The organism is Njordella aestuarii (assembly GCF_056494165.1).
The window spans coordinates 544,520-569,349 of sequence record NZ_CM151397.1; the positions used below are offsets into that span (position 1 = coordinate 544,520).

At 50.0% G+C, this 24,830-nt stretch carries 19 protein-coding genes; 8 read left to right on the forward strand and 11 right to left on the reverse strand.

The genetic code is table 11. The features are described from left to right. Positions 1 to 93: 93 nt before the first annotated feature. From SH451x_RS02150 to tatA, 4 genes are all read right to left on the reverse strand, one after another. Positions 94 to 1,935 carry a tetratricopeptide repeat protein gene (locus tag SH451x_RS02150; RefSeq protein WP_479360684.1) on the reverse strand — a complete coding sequence of 614 codons (1,842 nt, stop codon included), beginning with the start codon at positions 1,933 to 1,935 and terminating at the stop codon, positions 94 to 96. A gap of 390 nt (positions 1,936 to 2,325) precedes the next feature. Continuing rightward, complete coding sequence (locus SH451x_RS02155; RefSeq protein WP_479360685.1) at positions 2,326 to 3,294, reverse strand: sugar phosphate isomerase/epimerase family protein; 969 nt, start codon at positions 3,292 to 3,294, stop codon at positions 2,326 to 2,328. A gap of 324 nt (positions 3,295 to 3,618) precedes the next feature. Further along, the gene (locus SH451x_RS02160; RefSeq protein WP_479360687.1) at positions 3,619 to 3,894 is read right to left on the reverse strand and encodes a Sec-independent protein translocase subunit TatA/TatB; all 276 of its coding nucleotides are present in this window, start codon (positions 3,892 to 3,894) and stop codon (positions 3,619 to 3,621) included. 29 nt (positions 3,895 to 3,923) lie between these two features. Continuing rightward, positions 3,924 to 4,118 carry a twin-arginine translocase TatA/TatE family subunit gene (tatA, locus tag SH451x_RS02165; RefSeq protein ID WP_479360689.1) on the reverse strand — a complete coding sequence of 65 codons (195 nt, stop codon included), beginning with the start codon at positions 4,116 to 4,118 and terminating at the stop codon, positions 3,924 to 3,926. A 600-nt stretch (positions 4,119 to 4,718) separates the two neighbouring features. On the opposite strand from tatA, the gene SH451x_RS02170 reads away from it, so the two are divergent. Together SH451x_RS02170 and SH451x_RS02175 are read left to right on the forward strand one after the other, a co-directional pair. Beyond that, entirely contained in the window at positions 4,719 to 6,380 is a 1,662-nt protein-coding gene (locus SH451x_RS02170; RefSeq protein WP_479360690.1) for an ArnT family glycosyltransferase, read from the forward strand. Positions 6,381 to 6,446: 66 nt separating this feature from the next. Beyond that, positions 6,447 to 6,542 (forward strand): PEP-CTERM sorting domain-containing protein, encoded by a 96-nt coding sequence (locus tag SH451x_RS02175; protein WP_479362939.1) that lies wholly within the window; start codon positions 6,447 to 6,449, stop codon positions 6,540 to 6,542. A 225-nt stretch (positions 6,543 to 6,767) separates the two neighbouring features. On the opposite strand, the gene SH451x_RS02180 is transcribed toward SH451x_RS02175, so the two are convergent. From SH451x_RS02180 to SH451x_RS02195, 4 genes are all read right to left on the reverse strand, one after another. Next, on the reverse strand, positions 6,768 to 7,208 hold the full coding sequence (locus SH451x_RS02180; RefSeq protein WP_479360691.1) for a hypothetical protein: 441 nt from the start codon (positions 7,206 to 7,208) through the stop codon (positions 6,768 to 6,770). Between the two features lie 146 nt (positions 7,209 to 7,354). Next, positions 7,355 to 7,783, reverse strand: coding sequence for an FHA domain-containing protein (locus SH451x_RS02185; protein WP_479360693.1), 429 nt, complete (start codon positions 7,781 to 7,783; stop codon positions 7,355 to 7,357). Between the two features lie 137 nt (positions 7,784 to 7,920). Next, positions 7,921 to 9,312, reverse strand: coding sequence for a DUF1501 domain-containing protein (locus SH451x_RS02190; protein ID WP_479360695.1), 1,392 nt, complete (start codon positions 9,310 to 9,312; stop codon positions 7,921 to 7,923). A 27-nt stretch (positions 9,313 to 9,339) separates the two neighbouring features. Continuing rightward, on the reverse strand, positions 9,340 to 11,916 hold the full coding sequence (locus tag SH451x_RS02195; RefSeq protein WP_479360696.1) for a PSD1 and planctomycete cytochrome C domain-containing protein: 2,577 nt from the start codon (positions 11,914 to 11,916) through the stop codon (positions 9,340 to 9,342). A gap of 252 nt (positions 11,917 to 12,168) precedes the next feature. On the opposite strand from SH451x_RS02195, the gene SH451x_RS02200 reads away from it, so the two are divergent. The 3 genes from SH451x_RS02200 to SH451x_RS02210 all read left to right on the forward strand — a co-directional run bounded on the left by SH451x_RS02200 (position 12,169) and on the right by SH451x_RS02210 (position 18,051). After that, positions 12,169 to 15,108, forward strand: a complete 2,940-nt coding sequence (locus tag SH451x_RS02200) for a DUF1553 domain-containing protein (protein ID WP_479360698.1) — start codon at positions 12,169 to 12,171, stop codon at positions 15,106 to 15,108. Positions 15,109 to 15,139: 31 nt separating this feature from the next. Continuing rightward, positions 15,140 to 16,564: a DUF1501 domain-containing protein gene (locus SH451x_RS02205; protein WP_479360700.1), complete on the forward strand. Its 1,425-nt coding sequence runs from the start codon at positions 15,140 to 15,142 to the stop codon at positions 16,562 to 16,564. A gap of 356 nt (positions 16,565 to 16,920) precedes the next feature. Next, positions 16,921 to 18,051 (forward strand): redoxin domain-containing protein, encoded by a 1,131-nt coding sequence (locus SH451x_RS02210; RefSeq protein WP_479360701.1) that lies wholly within the window; start codon positions 16,921 to 16,923, stop codon positions 18,049 to 18,051. Positions 18,052 to 18,226: 175 nt separating this feature from the next. Here SH451x_RS02210 and SH451x_RS02215 read toward each other — a convergent pair whose 3' ends face one another. From SH451x_RS02215 to SH451x_RS02225, 3 genes are all read right to left on the reverse strand, one after another. Next, the gene (locus SH451x_RS02215; protein WP_479360702.1) at positions 18,227 to 18,640 is read right to left on the reverse strand and encodes a GNAT family N-acetyltransferase; all 414 of its coding nucleotides are present in this window, start codon (positions 18,638 to 18,640) and stop codon (positions 18,227 to 18,229) included. A 20-nt stretch (positions 18,641 to 18,660) separates the two neighbouring features. Further along, positions 18,661 to 20,274: a hypothetical protein gene (locus tag SH451x_RS02220; RefSeq protein ID WP_479360704.1), complete on the reverse strand. Its 1,614-nt coding sequence runs from the start codon at positions 20,272 to 20,274 to the stop codon at positions 18,661 to 18,663. Between the two features lie 194 nt (positions 20,275 to 20,468). Further along, positions 20,469 to 21,218, reverse strand: coding sequence for a glycosyltransferase family 2 protein (locus SH451x_RS02225; protein WP_479360705.1), 750 nt, complete (start codon positions 21,216 to 21,218; stop codon positions 20,469 to 20,471). 300 nt (positions 21,219 to 21,518) lie between these two features. Here SH451x_RS02225 and SH451x_RS02230 point away from each other — a divergent pair, with 300 nt between their 5' ends. The 3 genes from SH451x_RS02230 (at position 21,519) to SH451x_RS02240 (ending at position 24,824) form a co-directional block, all read left to right on the forward strand. Then, complete coding sequence (locus tag SH451x_RS02230; protein WP_479360706.1) at positions 21,519 to 21,998, forward strand: EVE domain-containing protein; 480 nt, start codon at positions 21,519 to 21,521, stop codon at positions 21,996 to 21,998. Positions 21,999 to 22,281: 283 nt separating this feature from the next. Next, a complete protein-coding gene (locus tag SH451x_RS02235) occupies positions 22,282 to 22,599 on the forward strand; it encodes a helix-turn-helix transcriptional regulator (protein ID WP_479360708.1) in 318 nt (105 codons plus the stop codon). Positions 22,600 to 22,694: 95 nt separating this feature from the next. Further along, on the forward strand, positions 22,695 to 24,824 hold the full coding sequence (locus SH451x_RS02240; protein ID WP_479360709.1) for an ATP-binding cassette domain-containing protein: 2,130 nt from the start codon (positions 22,695 to 22,697) through the stop codon (positions 24,822 to 24,824). The last annotated feature ends 6 nt before the right edge of the window (positions 24,825 to 24,830 follow it).

Sequence of the window (24,830 nt, forward strand, 5' to 3'; positions counted from 1 at the left end):
GCAGACTGCCCTGTCCTGGCGTATTTTCGAACACAGCGTTCGCTTCACATGCCGCTGATCCAGCCAGGGACCAGCGGCAGCCGCTACCGCAAGCTAGGCATCAATGCCTTCTTCGATCTGAACGATCGGTTTCTCGACTTCTTCAGTCTCTTGCAGCTCGCGCCATGGCTTGTTTTCCTCGTAACTTTTCAGTTCTGCTTCCAACTGATCAAGCTGTTCGACTTCGTCTTCGCGTCCCTTCTCGACTGCTTTTTTCGACCACTCACGCGCTTTCTCAAAATCACCCGATTCGGCATAGGCCGCGCCTAACGTGCTAAGGATATGCGACTCCTTATAATCGGTGATCTCGCAAGCTTCGAGAGCCAGTTCCAGCGATCGCTTGCCGTTGCGGATCTCATCTTGAGGACTAGTTGCCAGCACCCAGGCCAGATTGTTAAGCAAGCCTGACTTCTCCTCATCATCTTTGATGATCTTCAAGGCCGCCTCGTAGTCGTCGACCGCATCCTTCTGTTGTCCAACGCTCAAGTAGGCATCGCCGCGAATGCGATAAGCCTGCCAGATTTCTGCATCAAGCTTAATCACTTGCTCTGCCGCTTTAATCGCAAGGCTAGGACGATCGTCAGCCTGGTACAGTTGTGCCAGCTGCAATAGTAGTCCAGGATTCGTTGGCTGGTCACGTACGAGCAACTCCATATCAGCAATCGCTTCAGCATATTGTTTCAGCTGGGCGGAGATATCAGAACGCAATTTCAATCCCATGATGCTGCCGGGCTGCAGTGCCAAAGCTTCGTCAACATCTTTGTTTGCTTCGTCCAGGTTGGGTGGATCTAAGATCAAGTACGTTTGTGCACGCAACAAGTAGCTCGGCACATCTTGCGGGTTTAGCTCAATCGCGCGACTGGCGTCATCTAGAATCTGCTTCGAAATCTCTTCGCGTTCTGCTTTGGCTTCGTCGCTGTTCGGCTTGAATAAAAATTCGCGGAGCAAACCAAGTCTCGATTGAGCACGCAAACGATAAAGTTCGAACTTATCGGTAGTGGTTTCGATCTTTTCGTCGAGGTACGAAATTGCATCATCTGTCTTATCGATTAGCAAGAGAGCTTCAATGGCGCCTTGGATTGCGACCATGTTGTCGGAACCGGTCCCAAGAAAACCTTTGATGATCTCGTGCGCTTTATCCTTGTCGTCATCGATAACGGCAAGTTGCAACCTCGCTTGCCATGCAGCTTGATTCTGCGGGTTCAGAGTTGTCGCTTTCTCGAGGTCAGCCGCTTGTTCTTCAGGCCCTTCCGTGACGAGCGCACGGAGCAGATAAACTTCAGAGGCTTTGATACGGTCATCTTCTAGCGTTTCGAGCGCTTTCGTGAGGCTCTCTCGTGCTGCTGTGGCATCTTTATTGGTAGCATGCATCCTCGCCAGCAAAATATGCGCATCGGCGAGTTTAGGGTCATTTTCAGTGGCTAGTTTCAGCATGGCCGTGACCTCGTTCTGAAGACGCGAAAATCCTCGCGCACCCAAACGTGAAGCCGCCGCTTCTTCGACCATTCGTTTGGCTTTATCAAACGCTGCCGCCCCGATCAATTGTTTCGCAAAGGCCTGGTTGCCTTCATCCAAGCCTTTATCGATCGCTTTCTGGGCCAGATCCATTACTTTGTCTAAGGCCTCGAGATTGTCTGCGTCTAACTTCGCATCAATCGCCGCGTCAAGATCGCTTTGCCCTGCATTCTTATCGCTCGACTTGACCGTTTCTTCCTTAGCGGTCTCTGCAACCGGTGCATCAGCCTCTTGCACACCAGACTCTTGAGCTATGGCATGGGCTCCTGCACTCGCGACCATAGTTGCCACCGATAACACAGCAAACGATGCTATCGGTCGGGCTGCACGCAGATTTTGCTGGATGGCCAAGCAACGGTGTTTCCAAAATCGAAAATTCATGTGAAGTACTCTTTTTTAAAGCTGCAATGCTAAAGGCAGGCGGGCAGTCGGGTGGTAAGTTTGGGCGAGCAGAAAATGCTGAACGTTCTTGCTAGCAGTTACCTATCGTATCGATTTGGCTAAGCCATCTCTACGTCCTTTTTTCCCGCTCTCCGTTTTTGATATTCCTCCGCGCGGCAAAAGGCAAGGTTTTCAACCGCTTCGCGTCCAACCGAGCAGCATCGACAGCAACTGCGCAGATGGGAAACTCGTTCCAATTATCTAGAACTTTACGAAAATTCGGTCAAGCTGCGGGAAATAGCCAACTTTGCTTCCATGGACTGGATTGGTAACACTTCACTGTTCGTCCACGGAAGCTTTTGGTTCAATCGTTCAAAAGTCGTCGCAGTACTACGCCGACAGCTTTTCGCGAACCTTCTCCAACAAGGACTTAGTCGCCTTTATTCCTTCGAATGCGTCCCCGGCCCCTTCGAATTCGACGCCCACATATCCACGATAACCGGCGTCAACGACGATCTTCATGATACGCTCAAAATCAGTCGCGGTTTCATTGCCATCCTCGTCAAAGGCATACGTCTTCGCACTCACTCCTTTCGCATAAGGCATTAGTTCAGACGTGCCCAGGTAGCGATCATACTCCTGCGTCCCCACTCCGTTACGGCCGCGCGAGATAAAGAAGTTTCCGAAATCGGGCAGCGTTCCGCAGCGAGGATGATCGACCATTTCCATGACTGTCGTCAGCCAGCGGCCGTGGCTTGAATAGCCACCGTGATTCTCGACAATCACGTTCAAATCGTACGTGTCACCGATTTCTGCCAAGCGGTGAAGGCCGTCAGCAGCAAGCTTCAACTGCTCTTCATAGGTGCCTGTCGAAGCTGCATTCACACGAATCGAATGACATCCAAGCTCTGCGGCCCACTCCAACCATTTGATATGATTTCGCACTGCAGTGATCCGTTTCTTCGTATCAGGATCTCCTAGATTTCCTTCGCGATCGCACATGATTAACACGTTGCGCACGCCCGCGTCTTCGGCCTTCTTTTTAAGGGTTTTGAGGTATTCCGATTGCTTGACGGCTTCAAAATAAAACTGATTGACGTATTCAACTGCGCTGATGCCAAACTTCTCTTTCGCGATAATGGCAAAATCTTGCGGATCTAACTTCTCGACGTCTCCGGCGCGGTTATTCCCTAGAAAGCCAAAGAAGTTTTTGTTCAACGACCATTGTGCAATCGATATGTCGTACAACTTTTCGGCTGGCTTGTCCTCCTGAGCAATCGCTGTGCTCTTCACAGCTAAGGCCGCAGTCGATAACGCGGTGGCCTTCAGGAATAAACGCCGATCAAAATCAATGCCCATGTTTGTAGCCTTTCAAGAGCTTAACCAGGAGGAACGCAAGAGTGGGTGGCGAAGGTCTGCTGCTTGTCAGATCGAAGCGCGGACTGGCGATCCCAAAAGACACACCCAGTTTGCTGCTTTCCTTCACTCACCGCAGCACATTTTACTTGGGGCGGTTGTCCGCGGCTACAAGTCCAGGTTCACAGTGCCGCTGTGTTTGTAGTACCGCCTTGTTCGTAGTACCGCCTTCAGGCGGCGACTTCAGGCGGCGGCTTCAGTTTGCGGTTTTTGAGAGAGCCACGCCGCCTACGCAAGGCGAAACCCCGAACAATAGGACAAACGCCTTTACATCGCCATGTCGTCTGAATCGGCGGGCGGTGGAACGAACCGAGGTGGCTTGTTCGCCGCAGGCGTTTCCGGCTCATCTTTTTCATAAGTCGGTTTGGCAGGCGGTTCGTACTTGTCGATCGCTTGAAACTCTCGCTGAAAATCGTTCAGATGCTTACGCAGCTCACGATAGCTCGAGCCGAGATTCCGTGCTACTTCGGGAAGCCGAGCGCCAAAGAGAATAAGCGCAATGACGCCAAACAGCATCATCTCACTGTAACCTAAGCCCATCATGGTCGAAAAACCTCAAAAAGACATGAAAACTAGGTGTTTACAGTGTCTTCTTTTTGGCTTTCGATCCTCTCGGCGGGATCGTTACTTTCCTCGCGCATCCCCTTCTTGAACTCGTTGGCACTACGGCCAAGGTTTCGCATTAGCGATGGAAGTTTGGCGGAACCGAAAAGCAATACCAACACTAGGGCTAAAATGATTAGCTCTGTTTGACCAATTCCGAACATAATTAGGTTATCCGTAAGATAGTGACTCGTGGAAACTGATGATCCTGGGCATGTACGACGAAAGCGGCTTAAGCCGTAACGACTACTTCAGCTTGCAAAGCCAAAGCATCGCCGGGACCAACTCGTCACAAGCACTCGGTGATGACCTTTTATTAGTATTGGCAGCCACTTACGATCTGTCAAACGCTATTCCAACACATCACCGGAACAGACTAGGAACCGCTTTTTAGAAGTAAAAGTCACAGATTCGAGTAGACAAGTCACCGTTTGAAACAAGTTTTTACGGCTGCAAGGCGAAATGGAGAGAACAGTTTTTGTTTACTCGCTACCGGCGTCACCCGTGCAAGCAAATCCCAAATCGCTGCGAGATGCATCTCGCAGCCAATCCGATTCTCACCAGTGACAACTACGCAAACATCGCGAAGCGGATGCTACCGCACAAAATCTTGACCGTCCTGGCTAGTCTGCATTGGTTGCTTTCAAACCGCCCAAAAACGCGATATAAGTACCAGTGAGCATTTCCACCCACGTGCACACACCAGCGCGAGCAACTGATTTGAAGAAGCATTGCGACAATTATGGCTGGAGGGGTAGCAAAAGATGAAGCACTTGGGTGACATTGCTTGGATTCTCGCATGGATGCTGGCCTCAACGGCTTGGATCGTTACTGCAACTCCTGAAATTTCTACAACGTTCGACGAGACGTTCTATATCAAGTCGGGCATGTCTTCTTGGCGAACCGGCAGCAATCGCGAATTGATGCGGGCGGGGACAATGCCCTTGCCAATTCATCTGCAAACTCTGCCAGTTTATCTATGGGAAAAATATCGAGGCGAACAATTCAACGTAGAAGATGGCCAGGAATTCCATACCGTGCTACCTGTGGCACGAACAATGAATCTTATCTTTTGGTGGCTGTTGCTTGGTTATGGTGCACTGTTGAGCCGCCATTTCGGCGGTCCGTGGGGGGGCCGATTTGCTATTTGTCTCTTGGCAAGTGAGCCGAATCTTTTAGGGCACGCATGCTTAGCTACTACCGATATCGCTATTACGGCGATGGTTTTGGTTTTTACGTGGCATTATTTGCGAAGTTGCCAGAGTACTTCATGGAGAAGTTGTGCGATTCCAGGCATTTTGTTTGGCGCGGCGCTATGCGCAAAAGCGTCTGCATTAATGTTTGTCCCAATAATTATGTTCGCGATCGAGCTTCCGAAGTTCTGGCGCGACCACATGTTTGACATTCGCGCTCGAGCGCTGTCATGGAAAGTAAGATGGCAAAAGACAAGCAACTTTCGTTCGCGGTTCATCAAGATTTTCTTGATCGGATCGATGGCACTTTGGGCATATTGCGGCACCGATTGGAAACCTCAAGCTTCATTTGTGAGGTGGGCCGATAGCCAACAAGGACAGCCGTGGTTTGAAACTATGGCTTGGCTAGCGAACCACGCTAAAGTCTTTCCAAACGCAGGCGAAGGATTGGTTTACCAGATCAAGCATAACATAAAGGGGCACGGGAGCTATTTGAATAGTAACTGGCACCCTCGAGCCGTCTGGTATTATTTCCCCGTCGCACTTTCAGTTAAGATATCAAGTGTTGTTCTGTTAGTCCTTACAATCTGTTTGACGAGACCGCGTTCCTACGTCACCGCGGTAAATCTTATTTCACTTTTGCTTTTACTTTTTAGCCTTAATTGTCGAGTGCAAATCGGAATCAGGTTAGTCTTTCCTCTGCTGGCTTTTGTGATGATTTCCGCAAGCGTTACGCTGGCGAACTGGCTTGAACTTTGGAAAATGAATTCCCCTGGCCCAGTCCTTGGCCTGCTCGCAGTCGCGTTGCTCTATCCCGCCTGGGTCGCATGGCCGGACGGTTTGCGTTATGCCAATGAGCTATGGGGAGGGCCAGAGAATGTCCATCTGCATTTGTCAGATTCCAATAGCGACTGGGGGCAAGGCTTGATCGATTTGGACAGGACGACCAATCGACTTGGATTGCCGATAGCAAAGGTCTGGTATTTCGGAACGGACCCTACCCTTCATGCATCGTCAAGATCGTTGCCTTTGCATACAGTTGCGCCTGTGATTGAGAATGAAGCGGATGTGTTGAATCATCTCCGTGGACATGTCGTTGCGGTAAGCTTGACGATTTTATATGGAGAGATGGAGCAGCATCCACAAGGCAAAATCGCCGTGCGCTATCTAGCAAAAACGCAACCCATTGCACGAAGCCGAAGTTACTACATCTACGACTTTCGCAGTCGGTGATTTAACTCGCGCTGTTAACTTAGTCGATTTCATTCCATCGAATTTTCGATCACATCAGTCACGGCGATTCCCGAGCCAAGCACTGGCATATTGAGTCTAGGCGTTTTTGCTGTGTCAGTTGCTCTGCGACGGAGACGCTCTCATAGGGCCAAAGTATCGTAGGCCCTACGTTCTAATTGAATTGGCTACCTGTAAAACCATTGCCACCAAACTTATGTTGAAGCTTTGGTTAAGTACGAAAGAATTTCTGTGCGCTGTGTGTACGAACATTCTCATTCTTGGACCTGCATTTGCGAAACCCGAATAGCTGACGATGAGAAACGAACTGTGATATCTCAGACGCACCTGTCTGCAATTATGACCATGTAGGTGTTGGATATCGTTGGTTCATTTGCGTTTCTGTAACACGGACATTACGACAACCAGCAAGAGTGGTAGAGTTAGCATGAGCCAACCAACGGCAAGTCCAAGCAGCAGACGGCTGGTTCGCATGGCATATTGATCTTGATAAACAACGACCAAGGGCGGGTATAGATAGTCGGTGTTGCCCTCTTCTGTGAGCAGTCTCAAGTACGAACCGATTGCAGGTGCGTGAGAGGTACCGATTACATTGTACTCAGTTGTTCGCCCGCCACGCTTCAAGGTCAGCACTGAATCGTAAAGTGCATCTGGTATTGGTCCTCCATTCGGTACGTACACAGTCATTTGAGATCTAGTGTTTTCTACGTTCACTACCTGCCACAAGCTCAGGGGAGAAGACATGCCTATCGTTAACGTGATCGAAACGACGAAAATGAAGTAAAGCAGGAGCCGAATCGAGAATTTCATCTTGGTTTAGCTTGGTTAGCTCAAATGAAAAAATGCCCGCCACCATTAGAAATGGAGACTTAATTCTACGCTTTCGAGTGCGATGCCGTCGTTCATGGTTTAGAAGAAGTCGATACGTTTTACCAACAAGAGAGTACTCAACTCGACTACCCAAACAGCTTTTGCCACCACGATTTCTTGGCGGGTTTGGATATGGGTGGGAAAATTTCCATGCGCTGCGTGGCTTGGACGTTCTCCTTTTTCTTGGGAACAGCACGGACAGGAGCTGGCTCGGGTGCATCTGAGAACTCAATCTTCAACATCAACGCGCCAATCTGAATGACTTTTCCAGGCATCAAAGTTACTTGCTGGATTTTTTGGTCGTCGACATACGTGCCATTCATCGAGTCAAGATCTTTAACTGCCAACGACTCGTCTGGATTGAGCGAAAATTGGCAATGCTTGCGACTAATAGATCCATGTTCAATGCATAGCGTCGATGCAGGATCACGACCAACCGTTGCTGGCGGAGTAAAGGACCATCGTTTTTTGGTCAGTCCCTCCACCTCATTTTGAAGAATAAGCTGATAGTGCATCTGCCTGTGCCATTGATGAGAAGTTTAAAATGCGAGCGACAAAGCGTTGAACGTCACCGCAAATTCTACACCAATTATAGATAGCAAAGCTTATCCAGGCAAAAATTGCACGGAGCTAAAGATGCCAACCTCGTTCACTAGCCCCCAATGATGTCCGTCACGACCCGACCAGCCGTATCGGTCAAGCGAAAGTCTCGGCCAGCATATGGGTAGGTCAGCTTTTCATGATCAAGCCCCATCAGCGCCAAAAGTGTGGCGTGCAAGTCGACGATCGGCACTGGATTTTCCGTGGCTTCGTGTCCGTGGTCGCCTGAGTTACCATATCGAAACCCGCCACGAACTCCGCCACCGGCCATCCAAAGCGTAAACGCTTTGTTGTTATGGTCGCGCCCATTGTTTTGCTGGGCGTATGGCGTTCTTCCGAATTCGCCTGTCCATATCACCAGCGTCTCGTCGAGCAAACCCCGCGCGTGCAGATCGGTGAGCAGTCCATCCACTCCCTTGTCAATTTCGCGACAATTTTTTGGCAGGTTCGTGTCAATGTTATTGTGGTGATCCCAGTTTCCATAAGTGATCTCGACAAAACGAACACCTGCTTCGGATAGACGTCTTGCTAACAAGCATTTGGAACCAAAGTTTGCCGTCTCTGGATTGTCTAGACCGTACTGCGTTTTCGTACGATCGTCTTCACGATCAACATCCAGAATGTCTGGCAACTCGCTCTGCATGCGGAATGCAGTTTCATAGGATTCGATGACGCCTTCGATCTCGGGTGCATTGCCTGCTGCAGCAAGCTTCGATCGATTCATCGACTGAATAAAATCGAGTTCGATCTGCTGACGCTGACGTCCGACGATAGGCGTAAGGTTTGGTACGCGCGAGTCTTGGATACGTTGCCGATCTGATCCGATCCGCATGCCTTGAAAACTCGCAGGTAGGAAAGCACTGCCGTAATTTTGCGATCCGCCGCCAGCACCTTGCGGCGATATACTGATGAAACCCGGCAGGTTTTCGTTCTCTACGCCCAACCCATACAAAGTCCAAGCACCCAAGCTTGGCCGAACAAATTGACTGGTTCCGGTGTGCAGCCGAACCATCGCTTGGGGATGAGCTGGAACCTCCGTTTGCATCGAATGAATCATGCACATCTTGTCCGCATGTTTGGCCATGTTCGGCACTAACTCTGAAAACCAAAGCCCACTTTCGCCGTGCTTTTCGAATTTCCAGGGCGACTTCATCCAAGTGCTATTGCCGCGTGGAGCTTGTTTGCCATGATCTTTTTCTAGTTGCGGTTTATAATCGAACATGTCGACATGTGACGGACCACCACGCATGCAAAGCATAATAACGCGTTTCGCTTTGCCAAACGTAGGTTTATTCGTCGACAGTGGCGTCTTGGAGGCAAGCGACGAAGTTAGGCTGCCCGCCATTGCGGAAAACGCCAGATAGCCGAATCCGCAACTCACACTTTGAAGGACTTCGCGACGGCTGGTCAGTAGCGATCGATTTGCACAGAGATTGTTGTTCATTTTCTAGTTGCCTTTAACAATATAAAACTAATCTACAAATCGAAACTCTGCGGTCGCAAACAACGACTTCGCAAGGCTTGCCACGCCTTCGGTCTTATCGCCACGAAGTTCTTGCAGCATTTTTTCTGCCAGCGATGTCTCTTCTTCGGTAGGAACGCGATTCAAGATGGCCAGGAACAAGGCCTCAATCACCGACGATTGATCACTTGGCTCAGGTTTCATTATTTGTTTGGCCAGTTTTAGAGTATGTTCATGAACCAAAGGACTGTTCATCAGGAATAACGATTGGCTTGGTACATTCGTAACATCGCGTTGCCCTTGGACCATGGTCGCATCCGGAGCGTCAAACAGGTCGAAGAACGGATTGGCATCGCCGCGCGGGAAGGCTAGAAAGATAGATCTGGCATTGGATTCTTTTTCTGCGTTCGACCTAGCAAAGTATCGTTGTCTTGCTCTACCCGGCCTTTGCATTTCTTCTCCGGTGTTAAGCCGCACAACGCCATTGCCAGCAGCAGCGATTTCGCTTCCAAGCTGCAGCGTGGTGTCGAGCGACATGGAAGCTTGGAGAATCGCATCGCGAATCGATTCGGCTGGAAGACGCTTGCTGTTTGCTCGCCAAAACTGTTCGTTATCGGGATCGATTAGTGAATTTGCCGCGTCATACTGACTGGCTAGCCGATACGTTTTGCTGAGCACAATCTCGCGGATTAACGCTTTTTGACTCCAGCCGTTTGATGTGAGTTGATGAGCCAGATAGTCGAGCAATTCTGGGTGGCTTGGCGGAGTTCCAGTTGTTCCAAAGTTGTCGACGGAATTTACAAGCGCATCGCCAAAAATCCAGCCCCATACGCGATTCACCGCAACTCGCGCGGTCATCGGGTTTTCTTTAGATGCAATCCAATCGGCGAGCTGCAACCGACCGCTGAAATCTTGAGGAATGTCGTACTTAGACGATTCACCAAACAGTTTGGGAACCGCACGTGGCACTTCTTCTCCCGCGAGCGAGATTTCACCGCGCGCATAAAATGGGCTGTTTGAGATGCTATCAAAGATTTGACGATTGCGGTTAGCGCGGGCTGCAGCAATGAAGCGAGGTTGGTTCGATCTGACAGGCCAGTCTTCCACTCCCATAGCGACCGGCACGACATCTCCTTCTTCATTGTGCTCTGCAAGTTGCGCTTCGAGTCTTTGGATCGCTGCATTCATCGCTTGAAGCTCACGGACTTTTGCCTGATCACGGGCTTCTGAATTTCTCAACTTGATCGCAACTTCACGCCTCAACGCTAGCTGTTCTTGCTTTAGTTGCTCGAGCGTAGATTTTTGTTCTTCAATTGAATCTGCGCTAAGGTCTCGCTTGAGCACTTCAATACCAACTGTATTCGGTAGCTGAATCAAGGTTGAGGCATTTCTCGTCATTCCGCCGCGACCAATTGTGCCGTAGTGCGTCTTTGTCGAAAGAAAGATACCGGCTACCGAGGTATAGTCGCGTTGGGAAATCGGATCAAACTTGTGGTCATGACAGCGAGCGCACGCCATTGTTAATCCCATCGTTGCTTGAAATACCGTATCGATCTGTTCATCTGCTTGATCGACTGCGAACTGTTGAGGGTTCATTTCATTGAGCGAGCGGGAGCCGACAGCTAGAAAACCAGTGGCAATAATTTGTGACGCGGCTTGCTTCGTGTTCTTGGCTGGCATCAAGTCACCGGCGATCTGATATTTTAAGAATTTGTCATAAGGCATATCCGCGTTGATAGCTTCGATAACCCAATTGCGGTATCGCCATGCATGAGGGTAGTTTAGATTCACTTCGCGTCCGGATGATTCTGCGTAACGAGCAACATCCTGCCAATGCCGTCCCCAGTGCATGCCGAACTGATCACTCTCGAGGAGTTCGTCCACCAAAGTTGCAAACGCGGCATCAAGCCCGTTATTCTTGATCCTATCAAGGAATTGTTCGGATTGTGTTTTGGTGGGAGGTAGACCGGTAAGATCAAAACATACTCGCCGCAGTAGAACCTCAGGTGCAGCATCTGCAACAGGTTTGATCCCAGAGGCAATCTGCTTTTCGCGAATGAACTGATCGATTGGAAGTGGCGACCATGCGAGATCCGCGGTGGGAACTTGTATCGGTAGGACTTTTTGATATGCCCACCATGAGTTAAGCGAATCATACAGTTGATCCGTTTCTTTCCGCGAGTCCGCTCTTGTCGATTTGCGAGGATCGGGAGCCCCGTCACGGATCCATCTTTCCAACACCACGACGTCACCGTCACTTAGCTTGTCTGCTGCATCCTCAGGAGGCATTGCTTTAGCAGGGGCTTGATGGCGTACAGACAAAATCAGTAGGCTGCGGTTTGGATTTCCTGCCACAATCGCGGGACCGGTAGTTCCGCCGCGCAGCATTCCATCAGCCGAATCGAGTTCCAGCCCCCCTTCGGCCTGACCCGCTTCCGCAGAATGACATTCGTAGCAGTTGTTGACAAGGATCGGGCGGACCTTGGATTCAAAGAATGCAATCTGACGTTCGCTCAGAACCTTGTTAGGCTCTGCGCTTTGGATGGTTGTTTTATTAGCGCAGAACGTGAAAGCAAGAACGCTCACGCAAACAAGAATGCGGAGTTGCCTGTTCCATGAACATGAAGCGTGCATACAAAGTCTCACAACTTGCAGTTAAGTATTCTGTTTCATAAGTCCGAATGGCTTCGGCAACGTCCGAAAAGCTAAAAGGAAGCTGATTCGATTGGTGACGTCTCGGAACCCGCGTCTCGCATCGACGTTTCGCGGCGTCCGAATTTTTCGCTATACTAGTAAATTCCCGCCATCCAACAAAACCTTGATCCCCGCCTGCTTTGGATGAATATTTCATCACTCTTTGAAGCGAAGTCGTTGAACCGCCGCGTATTCTGCATCGCGAGGCTGACGTTCATCCTTTTATTGACTTTAGCATCACAATCGAGGACTCGGGCGGACGAAACTGCACAAGATAAACTAGAATTTTTTGAAGGTTCTATTCGTCCCTTGCTAGTCCAGCGGTGCGTTGAATGTCATGACCGGCAGGGAGATACCAGTGGCGGCTTGATCCTTTCCGACCGAATTGGCGTTCGCATGGGGGGCGATTCGGGCCAAGCGATCAACCTGGAAGAGCCGGCAGAAAGTTTACTCTTGAAGGCAATAGGGTACGACGATCCGTATCTGCAAATGCCGCCTGATAGTCCACTTTCCAAAGCGGAGCAAGCATTGTTTCAGCGATGGATTGAAGAGGGAGCAACCGACCCACGCGAGATGCCCCAAACGAACGCCCCCGCATCGGCGCCGACGGCCCTGCCACTGGAGCGTTCTATTGAGCACTGGGCATACCGGGCTTTAGTGCAGCCGCTTGTTCCAAACGTGAAGAGCTTAGCCTCCCGACAGTCGGACGAGACAACTTTGAACGAAATTGATCTTTTCTTAGAGGAGAAGTTTTCCTCTGCGTTACAAGCGATCGCGCAAAGGGCAGACCGACCCGCACTGCTGCGAAGATTAACTTTTGATCTGCATGGTTTACCGCCGACGATCGAGCAGTTTGAGCGTTTTACCGGCGCAGACTTCTCACTTACGTACCAAGCCCTAGTCGATGAGTTGCTCTCGAGTCAACGCTTTGGAGAGCGGTTTGCTCGCCATTGGATGGATATAGTACGTTATGCCGACTCGCTTACCTTGCGCGGGTTTGTGCTAGAGGATGCTTGGCGATACAGAGACTATCTAATTGATTCCTATAATTCGGATATGCGCTACGACGATTTCATCCGCGAGCAAGTCGCGGGTGATTTACTCGCGATGCACGTGCCAGCTATAAATGTTGCGGAGCGACAACGTTTGCAGATTGCGTCGACCTTTTTGTTGCTAGGAAATACAAATCTCGAAGAACAAGACAAATCGCAACTTGAGATGGATATCGTCGATGAACAATTGGACGTTATTGGCAAGGGGATTATGGGCCAAACGTTGACGTGCGCACGATGCCATGACCATAAATTTGATCCCATACCAACTGCGGATTACTATGCGATGGCTGGTATCCTAAAAAGCGTGCAGACGGTACGGCATGACAATGTTTCTAATTGGGTTCGCAAACCACTTCCACTTTCAATTGAGCAAGAGTCTTTCTATGCGGAACTTGCCGATCGTGGCGCTTCGTTGAAAGCCCGAATCCAGGACTTGCAGGATCGGATCAATCAAAAGTCGAACCATCAAGGTCCGGTGTCGCTAGATTCTCTGGATGGAATCGTTGTTGATGACGCTCGAGCTCTGAAAATCGGTGACTGGCTAAATTCGACGCATACAAAACCATATGTCGGATCGGGCTATGTCCATGACCAGAACCGCGATAAAGGGAAAGCGAGTATAACGTTTGCGCCCGAAAACATCCTACCAGGCAGGTATCGCGTGAGGCTGGCCTATCAGTCCGGCGATAATCGAAGCAAGTCAGTTCGTGTGACCATTGCGAGTGCCGACGGTGAACAGTACCAAGTGATTGATCAGAGCAAAGTTGCGCCGATCGAGAATCTCTGGATCGAGCTTGGAAGCTTTAATTTTGAAAAAGATGGCCAAGCATATGTTTTGATTTCGAATGTAAATTCGCAAGGTCATGTCATCGCCGACGCCGTTCAATTTATTCCGGTGGAAGCAAACAATCTAGCGAATGAGCCTACTGCAACCGTTGATGCAAAAGACACGGAGAGCTTGGAACTTGAAACGTGGCGGTTGCAAAAGTCACAGTCTGAGGCTGAATTAAAAGAGCTTAACAAACAACTTGACAGTCGTCCCACATCCTTAGGACTGATTCAAAACTCACCCGTTGACTTGGCGGTGCATGTGCGAGGTTCTGTGCACACGTTAGGGAATGTGGTGCCGCGTGGATTTCTGAGGCTGGCGAATGTCGACATACCAATTGCAGACTCAAGCGCTGGTCGAATTGAGTTGGCAAATTGGCTGGTGCATCCGCAAAATCCCATGACGGCTCGCGTCTATGTAAACCGAATATGGAAACATTTGATGGGGCAAGGCTTGGTCGCTTCCGTGGATAATTTCGGGACGACTGGTACGGCACCGACACACCCGGAGTTGCTTGACTACTTAGCATCGCGATTTATGCAAGAAGGTTGGTCGACCAAGTGGTTGGTGAGACAAATTGTAACCTCGCAGGCATATCAGCGAAGCTCAAACTTGGACGCGCCCACGGCCTACTCAAAAGAAGACTGGCAGCTTGCACAGCGAACTTACGCGGTACGTTTTCGAAAGCGTTTGGATGCGGAAAGCATCCGCGACAGTCTGTTGCTCGCGAGCCAGGAGTTGGAGTTGGGAAGTCCGAAAGCGAAGTTAGTAGCAGGACGAACCAACGACTTTAATGCGACCTTTGACACGAATTCGCGCAGCGTATATTTGCCCGTTTTTAGAAATTCAGCTAATCCGATTTTATCAAGTTTCGATGTCGCTGATTCTTCAAGTGTTGTTGGAGATCGCGATCAGACAATTGTCGCCGCACAGGCGCTGTTGTTTCTTAATTCGCCTTGGATCGACCAGCGAATCACGCGGATTGCCACCGAACTGGTCTCAAATAACGATCTTATGAATGACGACAAGCTGGATCGATTGTCAGTACTTGTGCTCGGACGTCATATTCGTGCTGATGAGCGGCAGGTATTGCTCGGCTACCTTGAAGCAGACGCCGGAAATTCCGACACCACCATGCAACGATGGAAAGATGTTGTCAAAGGTCTAGTTGGCTCGATCGACTTTCAGTACTTGCCATAAGTTGGACGCAAACAATCATGCGGATACGATTATGATCTCACGACGAAGGATACTAAAGAATTCCGCCTGTGGCTTTGGCGCGTTAGCAGCGGCTGCCCTTGCACATGACGATGTTAAGTCTGCCGTAACTGAAGCGAAGCAGGATTCGACGACAACCATCGATTTGCGCTCGAAGGCGAAGCGTATTATTTTTATTTTCATGCAGGGCGGAGTAAGTCAAGTTGATAGTTTTGATCATAAACCACTACTAACGGCGAGAGACGGCGAAAGCCGCGGTTTTGCCGATGCGCGGACTATTGCCAAAACCGGAAATCGTGACAGCGACCAACGGATCATGGGGAGCCCCTGGAAGTTCGCACCGCGAGGGCAATCGGCCAAGACGACTTCGGATCTCTTTCCGCATATATCAAATTGTGTCGACGATCTCTGTTTTATTCATTCGATGCACACTGAAGGCGTAGCACATGGGCCTGCAACATTGTTCCTTCACTGTGGTTCAACAAACTTTGTGCGACCTTCGTTTGGTTCTTGGCTCATGTATGCGTTAGGTTCCGAGAATAAGAATCTGCCAGGTTTTGTGACCATTGCCCCTCCAATCGGAAATGGAGGGCCGCGAAATTATGGGAATGCATTTCTGGACGCACGATATCAAGGAACGCAATTGGGCTCGTTGGACAAAGGCCCTGAGTTCTTGACATTTTCGAATCTCAACGCAGATCAGCAAACTCGAGACGCACGCCGCTCGCAGCTAGAGCTTTTGCAACGCATCAATTCGACTCAAGCAAGTCACGCCGCCAGTCACGACTCCCGCTTTGACGCCGTGATTCAATCGTATGAGCTGGCGTGGCGCATGCAAGCGGATGCGCCTCAAGTGTTGGATCTGGCCGATGAGACTGCCGAAACACTTGAAATGTATGGGATTGGATCTAAACCTACCGACACATTTGGTCGGCGTTGCCTTCTTGCACGCCGCATGTGCGAAGCGGGAGTGCGCTTTATTCAAGTCAACTACGGCGATAATTCAGCAAACCCTGCTTGGGATCAACACTCCAACCTGGAGAAACACGCTGACCATGCCCTCGCTACTGATAAACCTGTCGCCGGGCTACTGCAAGATCTCAAGCAACGCGGTTTGCTTGAAGATACGATCGTGTGGTGGGGAAGCGAATTCGGAAGAACCCCTTATGCGCAAGAGAATGGAACCGGGCGTGATCACAACCCAGATGGTTTTACGATGTGGCTTGCAGGTGCGGGAGTTAAATCAGGTTTTTCCTACGGCGCGACAGACGAATTCGGACACCGCGCGATTGAGAATAAGGTCCATATGCATGATCTTCATGCCACACTCCTACACTTGCTAGGTATTGATCATGAAAAGCTGACATTTCGGCATGCGGGGCGCGACTTTCGGCTGACCGACGTCTACGGTCGGGTTGTGAATCCTATTATTGCGTAGAAAAAACGGTGTACTTAGCCAGCTTTGCTCAGAAAACGAAGTGTTTTACGCAGTTCTTAGCGCCGTGCGACGCAAATCGAATACTTGTTTTGCCACGAATTCCAAATAAACTTTGCCCGGTTGCCCTGTCTCAATCAACTGATTCGCGAACTGTGAGGAATCATACAAACACAATAACTTCTAGAATCGTATCGACTAATTAGCTCGGTTTTTGTTACCGTAAGGGTGCATTCGAGGCTGAGCTGGCTTAACATCTTGGCAAATATATCCACCTGCTGAAATTAGTATCCCCACCAACTTCCTTCGATGTGCCATTTTGGGTCGGCATCGGAGTCTGAATAATCGAGAATTCTGCAATGAAGAGAACGTTTTTAATCGTCGCGTCGGCAATAGCTTCTACGGTGCTAGGTAGTTCGAGCGGATATGCCGAAGATCGACTGCGAATTGGCGATCCAGCTCCACGCCTGGACGTCGAACATTGGCTCAGTTTAGGAAAAGGCAAGTATTCGGAAGTGCAATCATTTACGCCTGAGAAGGTCTATGTGATCGAGTTTTGGGCGACTTGGTGCGGTCCGTGTATTAAGAGTATGCCGCATTTGGCTGAGCTTCAAGAAAAGTATGCTTCAGATGGGCTGCAGATTGTCTCCATCACCGATGATACGCCAGAGGCAGTCGATAAACTGATGGCGCGGAAAGCTGAGAATGCTCGCGGAGACGACAAAACATATGCGGACATTACAAGTCATTACACGCTAGCTAGCGATCCAGACCAGTCGGTAGCGAAAGACTATATGATGGCTACGCGGCAATCAGGGATTCCCTGCGCGTTTATTGTTGGTCGCGACAGCAAGCTCGAATGGGTCGGACACCCAGGCAATCTTGAAGAGCCGTTAGCTCAAGTTTTAGAAGGTATTTGGGATCGAGCGAAATTCGCAAATGAGTTCGAGGACCAGCAACGCTTGATGGATCTCCAGATGGAGATGTCGAGAATTGCAAGCGGACTACCAGAGTCGAGCGATCCTGGAGTGCTTTTAAAGGCGCTGACACCAGTGCTTTTGAAATACGAGAAACTGATTACAACTCCCAGCATTCGGCAAGATATTGTCGCAACCAAATTGCAGCTGATGGTTGTTGCGGCACCGGCAGATCCGGAAACGGTCAAACTGCTTAAAGGCCTGATGACGAGCGAATCGGTATCCCCGGTCTTCAAGCACGATATGGCTTGGAAAATCTACGAAATTTCGATGGAACAAGATGATTATAACAAGGAGATACTCCAAACTGCAGCGGATGCCGTACCGTCGATCTTATCTCAATTGAATGAAGAGTCGCAAGCAACGGTTCTGGATACACTTGCTCATCTAGTGCATCGCCTTGGCAACACAACCGAGGCTTTAAAAATTGCTGAGGAAGCCTATCGACGTTCGGGTGAGCGGCCAGAATTCAAAGTCTTTGTGGACCAACTGAACAAAGAGCTCAAGAAGTAACGAGCAAGCTTGGTATCTCTAGACAGCAAGAGGTGTCTTGCTCAACATGCGACCCGATGGAGTTTGTCTCCGTCGGGTTACGAACAACCTAACGCGTTATTGGTTTGGAGGCGCAATCGGGATTGTCCTCGGCAAACGATGCCCCGGGACTCCTGGTTGAGTTCAATGAGCTAGCCTAATCGGGCGATTTGCCCCAAGTCAACCAGCACGAATCGTGTCCAACCATGCCGATATGGGGATAGTACTCGCGTGCTGCAGGGGCGGCAAGCAGGATCAGCGTTGTCTTAAGTCCAGCGGCTTGGTGCGTGCGGGCAATTAACTCTTTACCGATTCCGCGCTTCTGAAAATTCTGATCGACAGCCAGGTCAGATAGGTAGGTGCAATAATTGAAGTCGGTAATAGCTCGAGAGACTCCCACGAGGAGCTTTTCATGATTCCGGCATGTCACAATGACATCAGCATGTCGAAGCATGCCGTCCAGGCGCAGCAGGTCGTCTGCGGGTCTGCGTTCGGCTAGTGTTGACCGTTGCAACACATCTCGAAATTCCTCAGGCGTCAAATCGGGTTCAAGGTTGTAAGATAGAGTCATCGTCGAAAACGAAAAGCGGCCTATGATTGCGCCGGTACCAGTTCTGCTTGCCCCGGGCAGTTTATCTCGGCGAGTTTACCTAGTCGCTGCACTACTTCAACCCGGTCGTGTAGAACAAAGGAATATTCTCGAGAGCTAAGCAGCTTACGTTGACGCTGGCTTGCGATCGCGTCTTCCAAATCGGCGTTCAGCTGAATAAATTGCTCTTCGATTGCCATCGCTAATTGTTGGTTAACATCGTGCAGGCGTGCATGCCACGCTTTCTTTTCGCCCCTTGCCGGAATCTTTTGCAGCAACTGCTTTTTTTCCGCAACCAAGCGAGCAATTTTTGGCTTGGCGTGCTGCTCGTTCGTCAAAAATTGTTCGGGGTTGTACTTTGCGCGTCGCAGTTGCGTCCGGATATCAACGCCGTTTTGATGCGCAATTTCCGTTGGGGACGCAAGCGGCAAGAAAAGACTTGCGGAAGCAACAAGAAACTGAGGCGGAGCGATGTCGAAGAGTTGCCTGATGATCAGATCGGTTACTTGATCGTATTTTCCTCCGCCAATCCCGTGTACAAAAAGATCCGCGGCGAACAATCGAAGGAAAGTCGTTGTCATTAAAGCACGCGGCCGAATTTTCAGTTCCTGCCGCTGAAGCTGTTCCCAATCCGATACAGTCAGTATCGCCAAATCGCCGCTCTTGAGTGAATACAGTTCCGATTCGCCATTGGATAGATGCCAGCCCTGTGCATTCTTCACCAGCCATAAAGGGTATCGCTTGGGGGAATCTGACTTATATATCCAAAATGGGGTTTCGAGTCGCTCGAATCCATCGCCGTGTTCTGCCGCCAGTGGTGGGACAGGATGAGCTGCGTTGCGGATTTTATGGTGGCTGCGGTAAAGTGCACGCGCTTCGTTGTAGGCATCGCGAACATCGTTAGCCCTGTGAAGCATTTCTGCTACGAAGCAGCCGAATGACCAATCGTTACAAAGACGGCTGAGCGGTAGTTCCAGAGTCGCCCACTTCGATTGCAATTCCAGTCGGTGACGCGCGATCGCAATTGCCTCTCCTGGCAGGTAACCATCATTCACTTTCGCAATCACGTCGTCCCAGTATTCTTCTACCATGCAGGGTGTCGGTAAAGACTCTGATACAAACTCTTGTACCTGATCCGCGAATTCGCGAATCGGTTTTGCTGCCTGGATATCGAGCTCTTCCCACGGCTTATTCGCCCGTAGTTCAATGAAAGGAACGCCTCGTATCGCGATGTTGCCTGACGTATCCGAGTAGGGGACATTGATGGAATGGTGTTTAGGCAGATCGTGGTCAATGATCAGATTGACAGCGAGCCCTCCATAGCAATTGGCTAGCTTGGAGATAACGAGATTCTTGAACCAAACGCCGGTGTGAAAAATCTCAGGTTGATGACCACTTACAAACAGCAGCGGTCTTCTGCTCTCGTTATCGCCCAAAGGATCGTATGAGTCCCCGGCGTCCAAGAAAGCTTGCACTTTGCGGTGCATTACGCTGACTGGATCAGTGGCATCTTCACCATTTTCCTCTGCGTAAGCCGAAGTCCATTCAAAAGCGAGTTCCACTAGTGAACGTTGAACGCGTTTGCGTAAAACGTCAAAACGAACATCGGCAAACATAGGCTTTCTGATGTTCGCTAGTCTAACTCGATTTTGTTTCGCAAGAGGTAAGCAGCGATTCAGCGGCGGATCAGTGTACGAACTCCCGTCTTCCCTGGGTACAGAAAAGGAGCGAAAGTTCTCGTTAGGTTGAAGCGGCGATTTCACAGCAGGCGATCAAATGAATAGCTTGACATCAAAGATTGCGATTGCGCTCAGGAGCAGTCGCCGCAGCGGGCGCGGGAGCGCGGCAGAGAGAAACCCTTTTCAGTCATCGCCGATTTTGCGTTCGCGATCACTTCGTTGTAATAGGCTAGTCGGACTTCGGCTTCATCAAGCGAGCCACCAAACGACCGGTTCAGATCCAAGTAGATAAGGGGCACAGGGACTTCGAGAATCCGCATGTTATGCATCGCAGCCTGCACCCAGAGCTCGAGCGGCATTGCATATCCATCGTCCTGTATGTCGAATTGCTTGAGGGCTTCGACACGATAGGCTTTGAAACCGCAAAACGCATCGGTCAGACAGAAACCAAAGTTCTGATTCAACTGCTTAGTAATCTGGCGGTTAATAAACATCCGCTGAGACGGCGGCGTGCTGTCGCCTTCGTACGTTTTCAAGTAGCGGGAGCCTGACACGATGTCGACGTTCTCGCACGCAGCGACAAACCGCGGAATTCGCTTGGGCTGATGTTGACCGTCACAATCCAGGGTGACTAGTTTTTCGTACCCTTCGTCGATCGCATACTGAAAGGCCGATTTTAGCGCTGCGCCGTATCCACGGTTCTGTTCGTGATGAACCACGACTACATCCGATCGTTCAGCCAGACGTTTCGCTGTCTCGTCGGTCGATCCATCGTTAACAACCAGCACGTGTTCGGCATATTGAAGGACTTCATCGAGCACGGAATGAACGTAATCTTGTTCATTGAAAATTGGCAGGGCGGCGAGCCATCGGGATTTCATTGCGTCTTCCTTTGGGAACTGGCGAGCTGGATTGTTCCAGAGTTCGCTTAACACTATTCTAAGGGCCGATTTCAAGGCGGCAACAAAATGCCCAGCTTGATCTCCCCAAACTTGTCCAAACTCGACCAATCTGCCAAATAGGCTGAGAAGTCGGGCAAAAACCAGGAACACTCCAAAACGCAAATGATGCGCCAGCTTGCTGTTGGCTTGTACAGCTTCATCGTTTTGCCTTGGATTTTGCGTGCGGCATGCGTTTCTGCTCGCAAAGTCTACTCATTTTGTTAAACCATAATCCAACCAATGCAATACTGGCTATTCAAAACTGAGCCCAACTCCTTTTCAATCGACGATTTGGCAGCGGCTCCGGGGAAAAAGACGGGATGGGATGAAGTCAGGAACTACCAAGCTCGAAATATGCTGCGGGACGAAATCGCGATCGGCGACCAAGTTCTTGTTTATCACAGCAATTCTGAGCCATCCAGCATCGTCGGCCTAGCAAAAGTTATCCGGAGCGGATATCCCGACCCTACAGCCTTCGACTCTAAGAACGACCACTTTGACCCCAAAAGTGATCCCAGTGCACCACGTTGGTACCAAGTCGACATTCGATTTTTGGCGAAATTTCCTGAGCCGCTGTCGCTCGCCGTTTTAAAAGCTGACAAAAAACTCGATGGGATGACTCTGCTTCAGAAAGGCTCGAGACTGAGTGTCCAGCCCGTATCGGCGGGGCATTTTGCCCATATCTTAAAGCTTGCGAAGTTCACGGAAGGCCTCCGCTAAGGGCCTCTTCGGAGTTTTGCTATCAACGTTTGGCAGAAATCCTCGCGATTCGCACAATCATCCAGCAAAAATTCGACAAAACCTTTGCGAATTGACGACGTATTCATTGTTGCTCGCCATTCGTGCTTCCTTTGTCGCGAAAAATTTGTCATAGAATAAAGTTCGGTTGCACAGGTTTTAGCGCCAGCTGTGCAAAGTCCGAAACGGGATGGGCGGACGTCATTCCAAGTGATTACAGGCAAAGGCGCAGCAGTTTCCAAGAGTGCGGTAGGACGGAAAAGCTATGAGCCAAAATTTGCAACTGACGGCTGTCGAGCAAATACATGAACCAACAAAGTGGACATTTTTAACAAATCACGCCCACGTCTTAATCGTTTTGAGCAGAAATGCAGACTTGGTTTTGCGTGAGGTTGCGATCAGGGTTGGAATTACCGAACGTGCAGTGCAGCGGATTGTTCAGGATCTAGAAGAAGAGGGGTATCTGACGCGAGAGAAGGTCGGACGACAGAACCACTATAGTGTCAAAGAGGACCTGCCTCTTCGACATCATCTCGAGTCGTATCGGAAGATCGGAGACCTGCTCGGGCTGTTTCACGAATGATTTCGTGGCCGGCTCCTGTGTTCATTCGGGCCAGCTACCTCGCTCACGGCTTTGCTTAATTTAGTTTTTTCGACAATAACGGACGGGACATCAAATTGCTTGCCACTGATTATAAACCGCGATTGCATTCGATCAACGATCGAGTGTGTGAAGCCATCCGCAGGTTGGGTCATGCTTTGGATGTGCCTGTAGAGCGAACTGCGTTGGACTTGGGCCACAACGACAATTCCGAATCAGCGAGCGAAGATCTCCAGCTTTATGTTTCTGAAGCAATTCATCTCGCTGCGAAGAAGCTTGATATCTACCTCAAGGAGTTGCCGCTAGGGACAGATGATGTGATAAGCGGCTTGTACGAAGGCTTTCCAGTCGTTGCTGTTAATGAACAGGGCGAAATTTGGGTGTTTGAGAACAGATTGGGAAGCCGAATCGAAGTAAGTCATATCAGCGACAAAGTTGACACAAAAGAGTTCAGCCGCAGTCGACTAGCAAAGTTCTTTCGGAAATGGCCTGATATCCAAACTTTCCTCGTGCGCAAAGAGTTGCAATGCGACTCGATTTCGGTCACGCATGGGCATCATGGTGATGCCGGGCATGAGCACATGAGCCCGCTGCGTCGCTTCTTTGAATTCCTGAAGTTGGATCAGCGCGACATAGTAACAATCACGATATTCGCGTTAGTCGCAGGTATCTTGGCATTGGCTACTCCTTTGGCCATCGATGCTTTAGTTGGCGTTGTGAGCTGGGGTACGTTCATGCAACCGCTTATCGTGCTCTCGCTCATGGTCTTGGTATGCTTAGGCTTGGCAGCAGTCCTAAAGATTCTGCAGGCTTTCGCAGTTGAAATTATTCAGCGGCGTCAGTTTGTTCGAATTGTTGGCGACCTTTCTCATCGCTTCTCTCGTGCTAAACGTGACGCGTTAGCAGACCAGTATCCTCGCGAAACTGCGAACCGCGTCTTTGATATCATGACGATTCAAAAGGCGACGGCGATTCTGTTGTTGGATGGGATCACAATCGTTTTGACAACTGTAATTGGTTTGGTGCTACTGGCGTTTTACCATCCGTTCTTGCTTGGTTTTGATATCGTCCTCATTTCAGTGATGGTCACCTTTACATGGCTTCTTGGTCGTGGTGGGGTGGTGACCGCGATTGACGAATCGATTTGCAAATATAAGGTCGCGCATTGGCTTCAAGACGTCATTGCCTGTCCAAACGCATTCAAAATTAATGGCGGCGAGATGCTGGCTGTTGATCGAGCCAATCGTTTGACCACAGAATACTTAAATGCCAGGCAAGATCAGTTTCATGTGTTGATCCGGCAAATGACTTTTGCGGTTGGCTTGCAAGCGCTGGCTTCGACGGTGCTGTTAAGTTTAGGCGGCTGGCTTGTGATCAGTCAGCAATTGACTCTTGGACAACTTGTTGCAAGTGAGCTGGTGGTTACGGTGGTTGTAGGGGCATTTGCGAAGGCTGGTAAGTCTTTGGAGAAGTTCTACGATTTGATGGCTGCAATTGATAAGGTAGGGCATCTTTTGGATTTGCCTGTCGACAGCCGGCTTGAGATTGCGGGGGTGCCTGATGGCCCGGCCGAAGTCTATTGGGATGACTTGGAACTCAAACGACTGGGAACGGATACTTACGATCGCGTGCCAGCGACCTCTGTCGAGCCGGGTTCAAGATTTGTTGTCTTTGGCGATAACTCTTCAGCTATGGACGCTCTAGCTTCGGCCTTGTCGGGAGGTTTAAGTCCCCATCACGGCGCGATTGAAGTTTGTGGGAACGAAGCACAGCAGGTTGCGCTCTCAGGTAAAGGGCGGATTATAGGATATGCCGCCTGGGAAGAACTTTTCTTCGGCACGATCCAAGAAAACATTGACCTGGGCCGCGAAAATCTGGGACACCAACGGGTGCGAGAAGCGTTGGCGATGGTGGAGCTTTGGGATGACATCTTCAGGCTTCGTGATGGGTTGAAGACACAACTGCAGACAGGCGGTTTGCTGCTCGACTCCAGCCAACAAATACAGTTGCTGATCGCTCGCGCAATTGTTGCTCGACCGCAACTGCTTGTTATTCATCGCTTGCTTGACCAGCTCGATCCAAAGTTGCGAAGCAAGATTTGGGCAAATCTGTCGCACCGCGACAACCCTTGGACAATTATTTTGACGTCGAATGTACCTGAGTTGGTTTCGAAGTGCGATTCGGCCCTGGAACTTTCTCACGAATAGGGATTG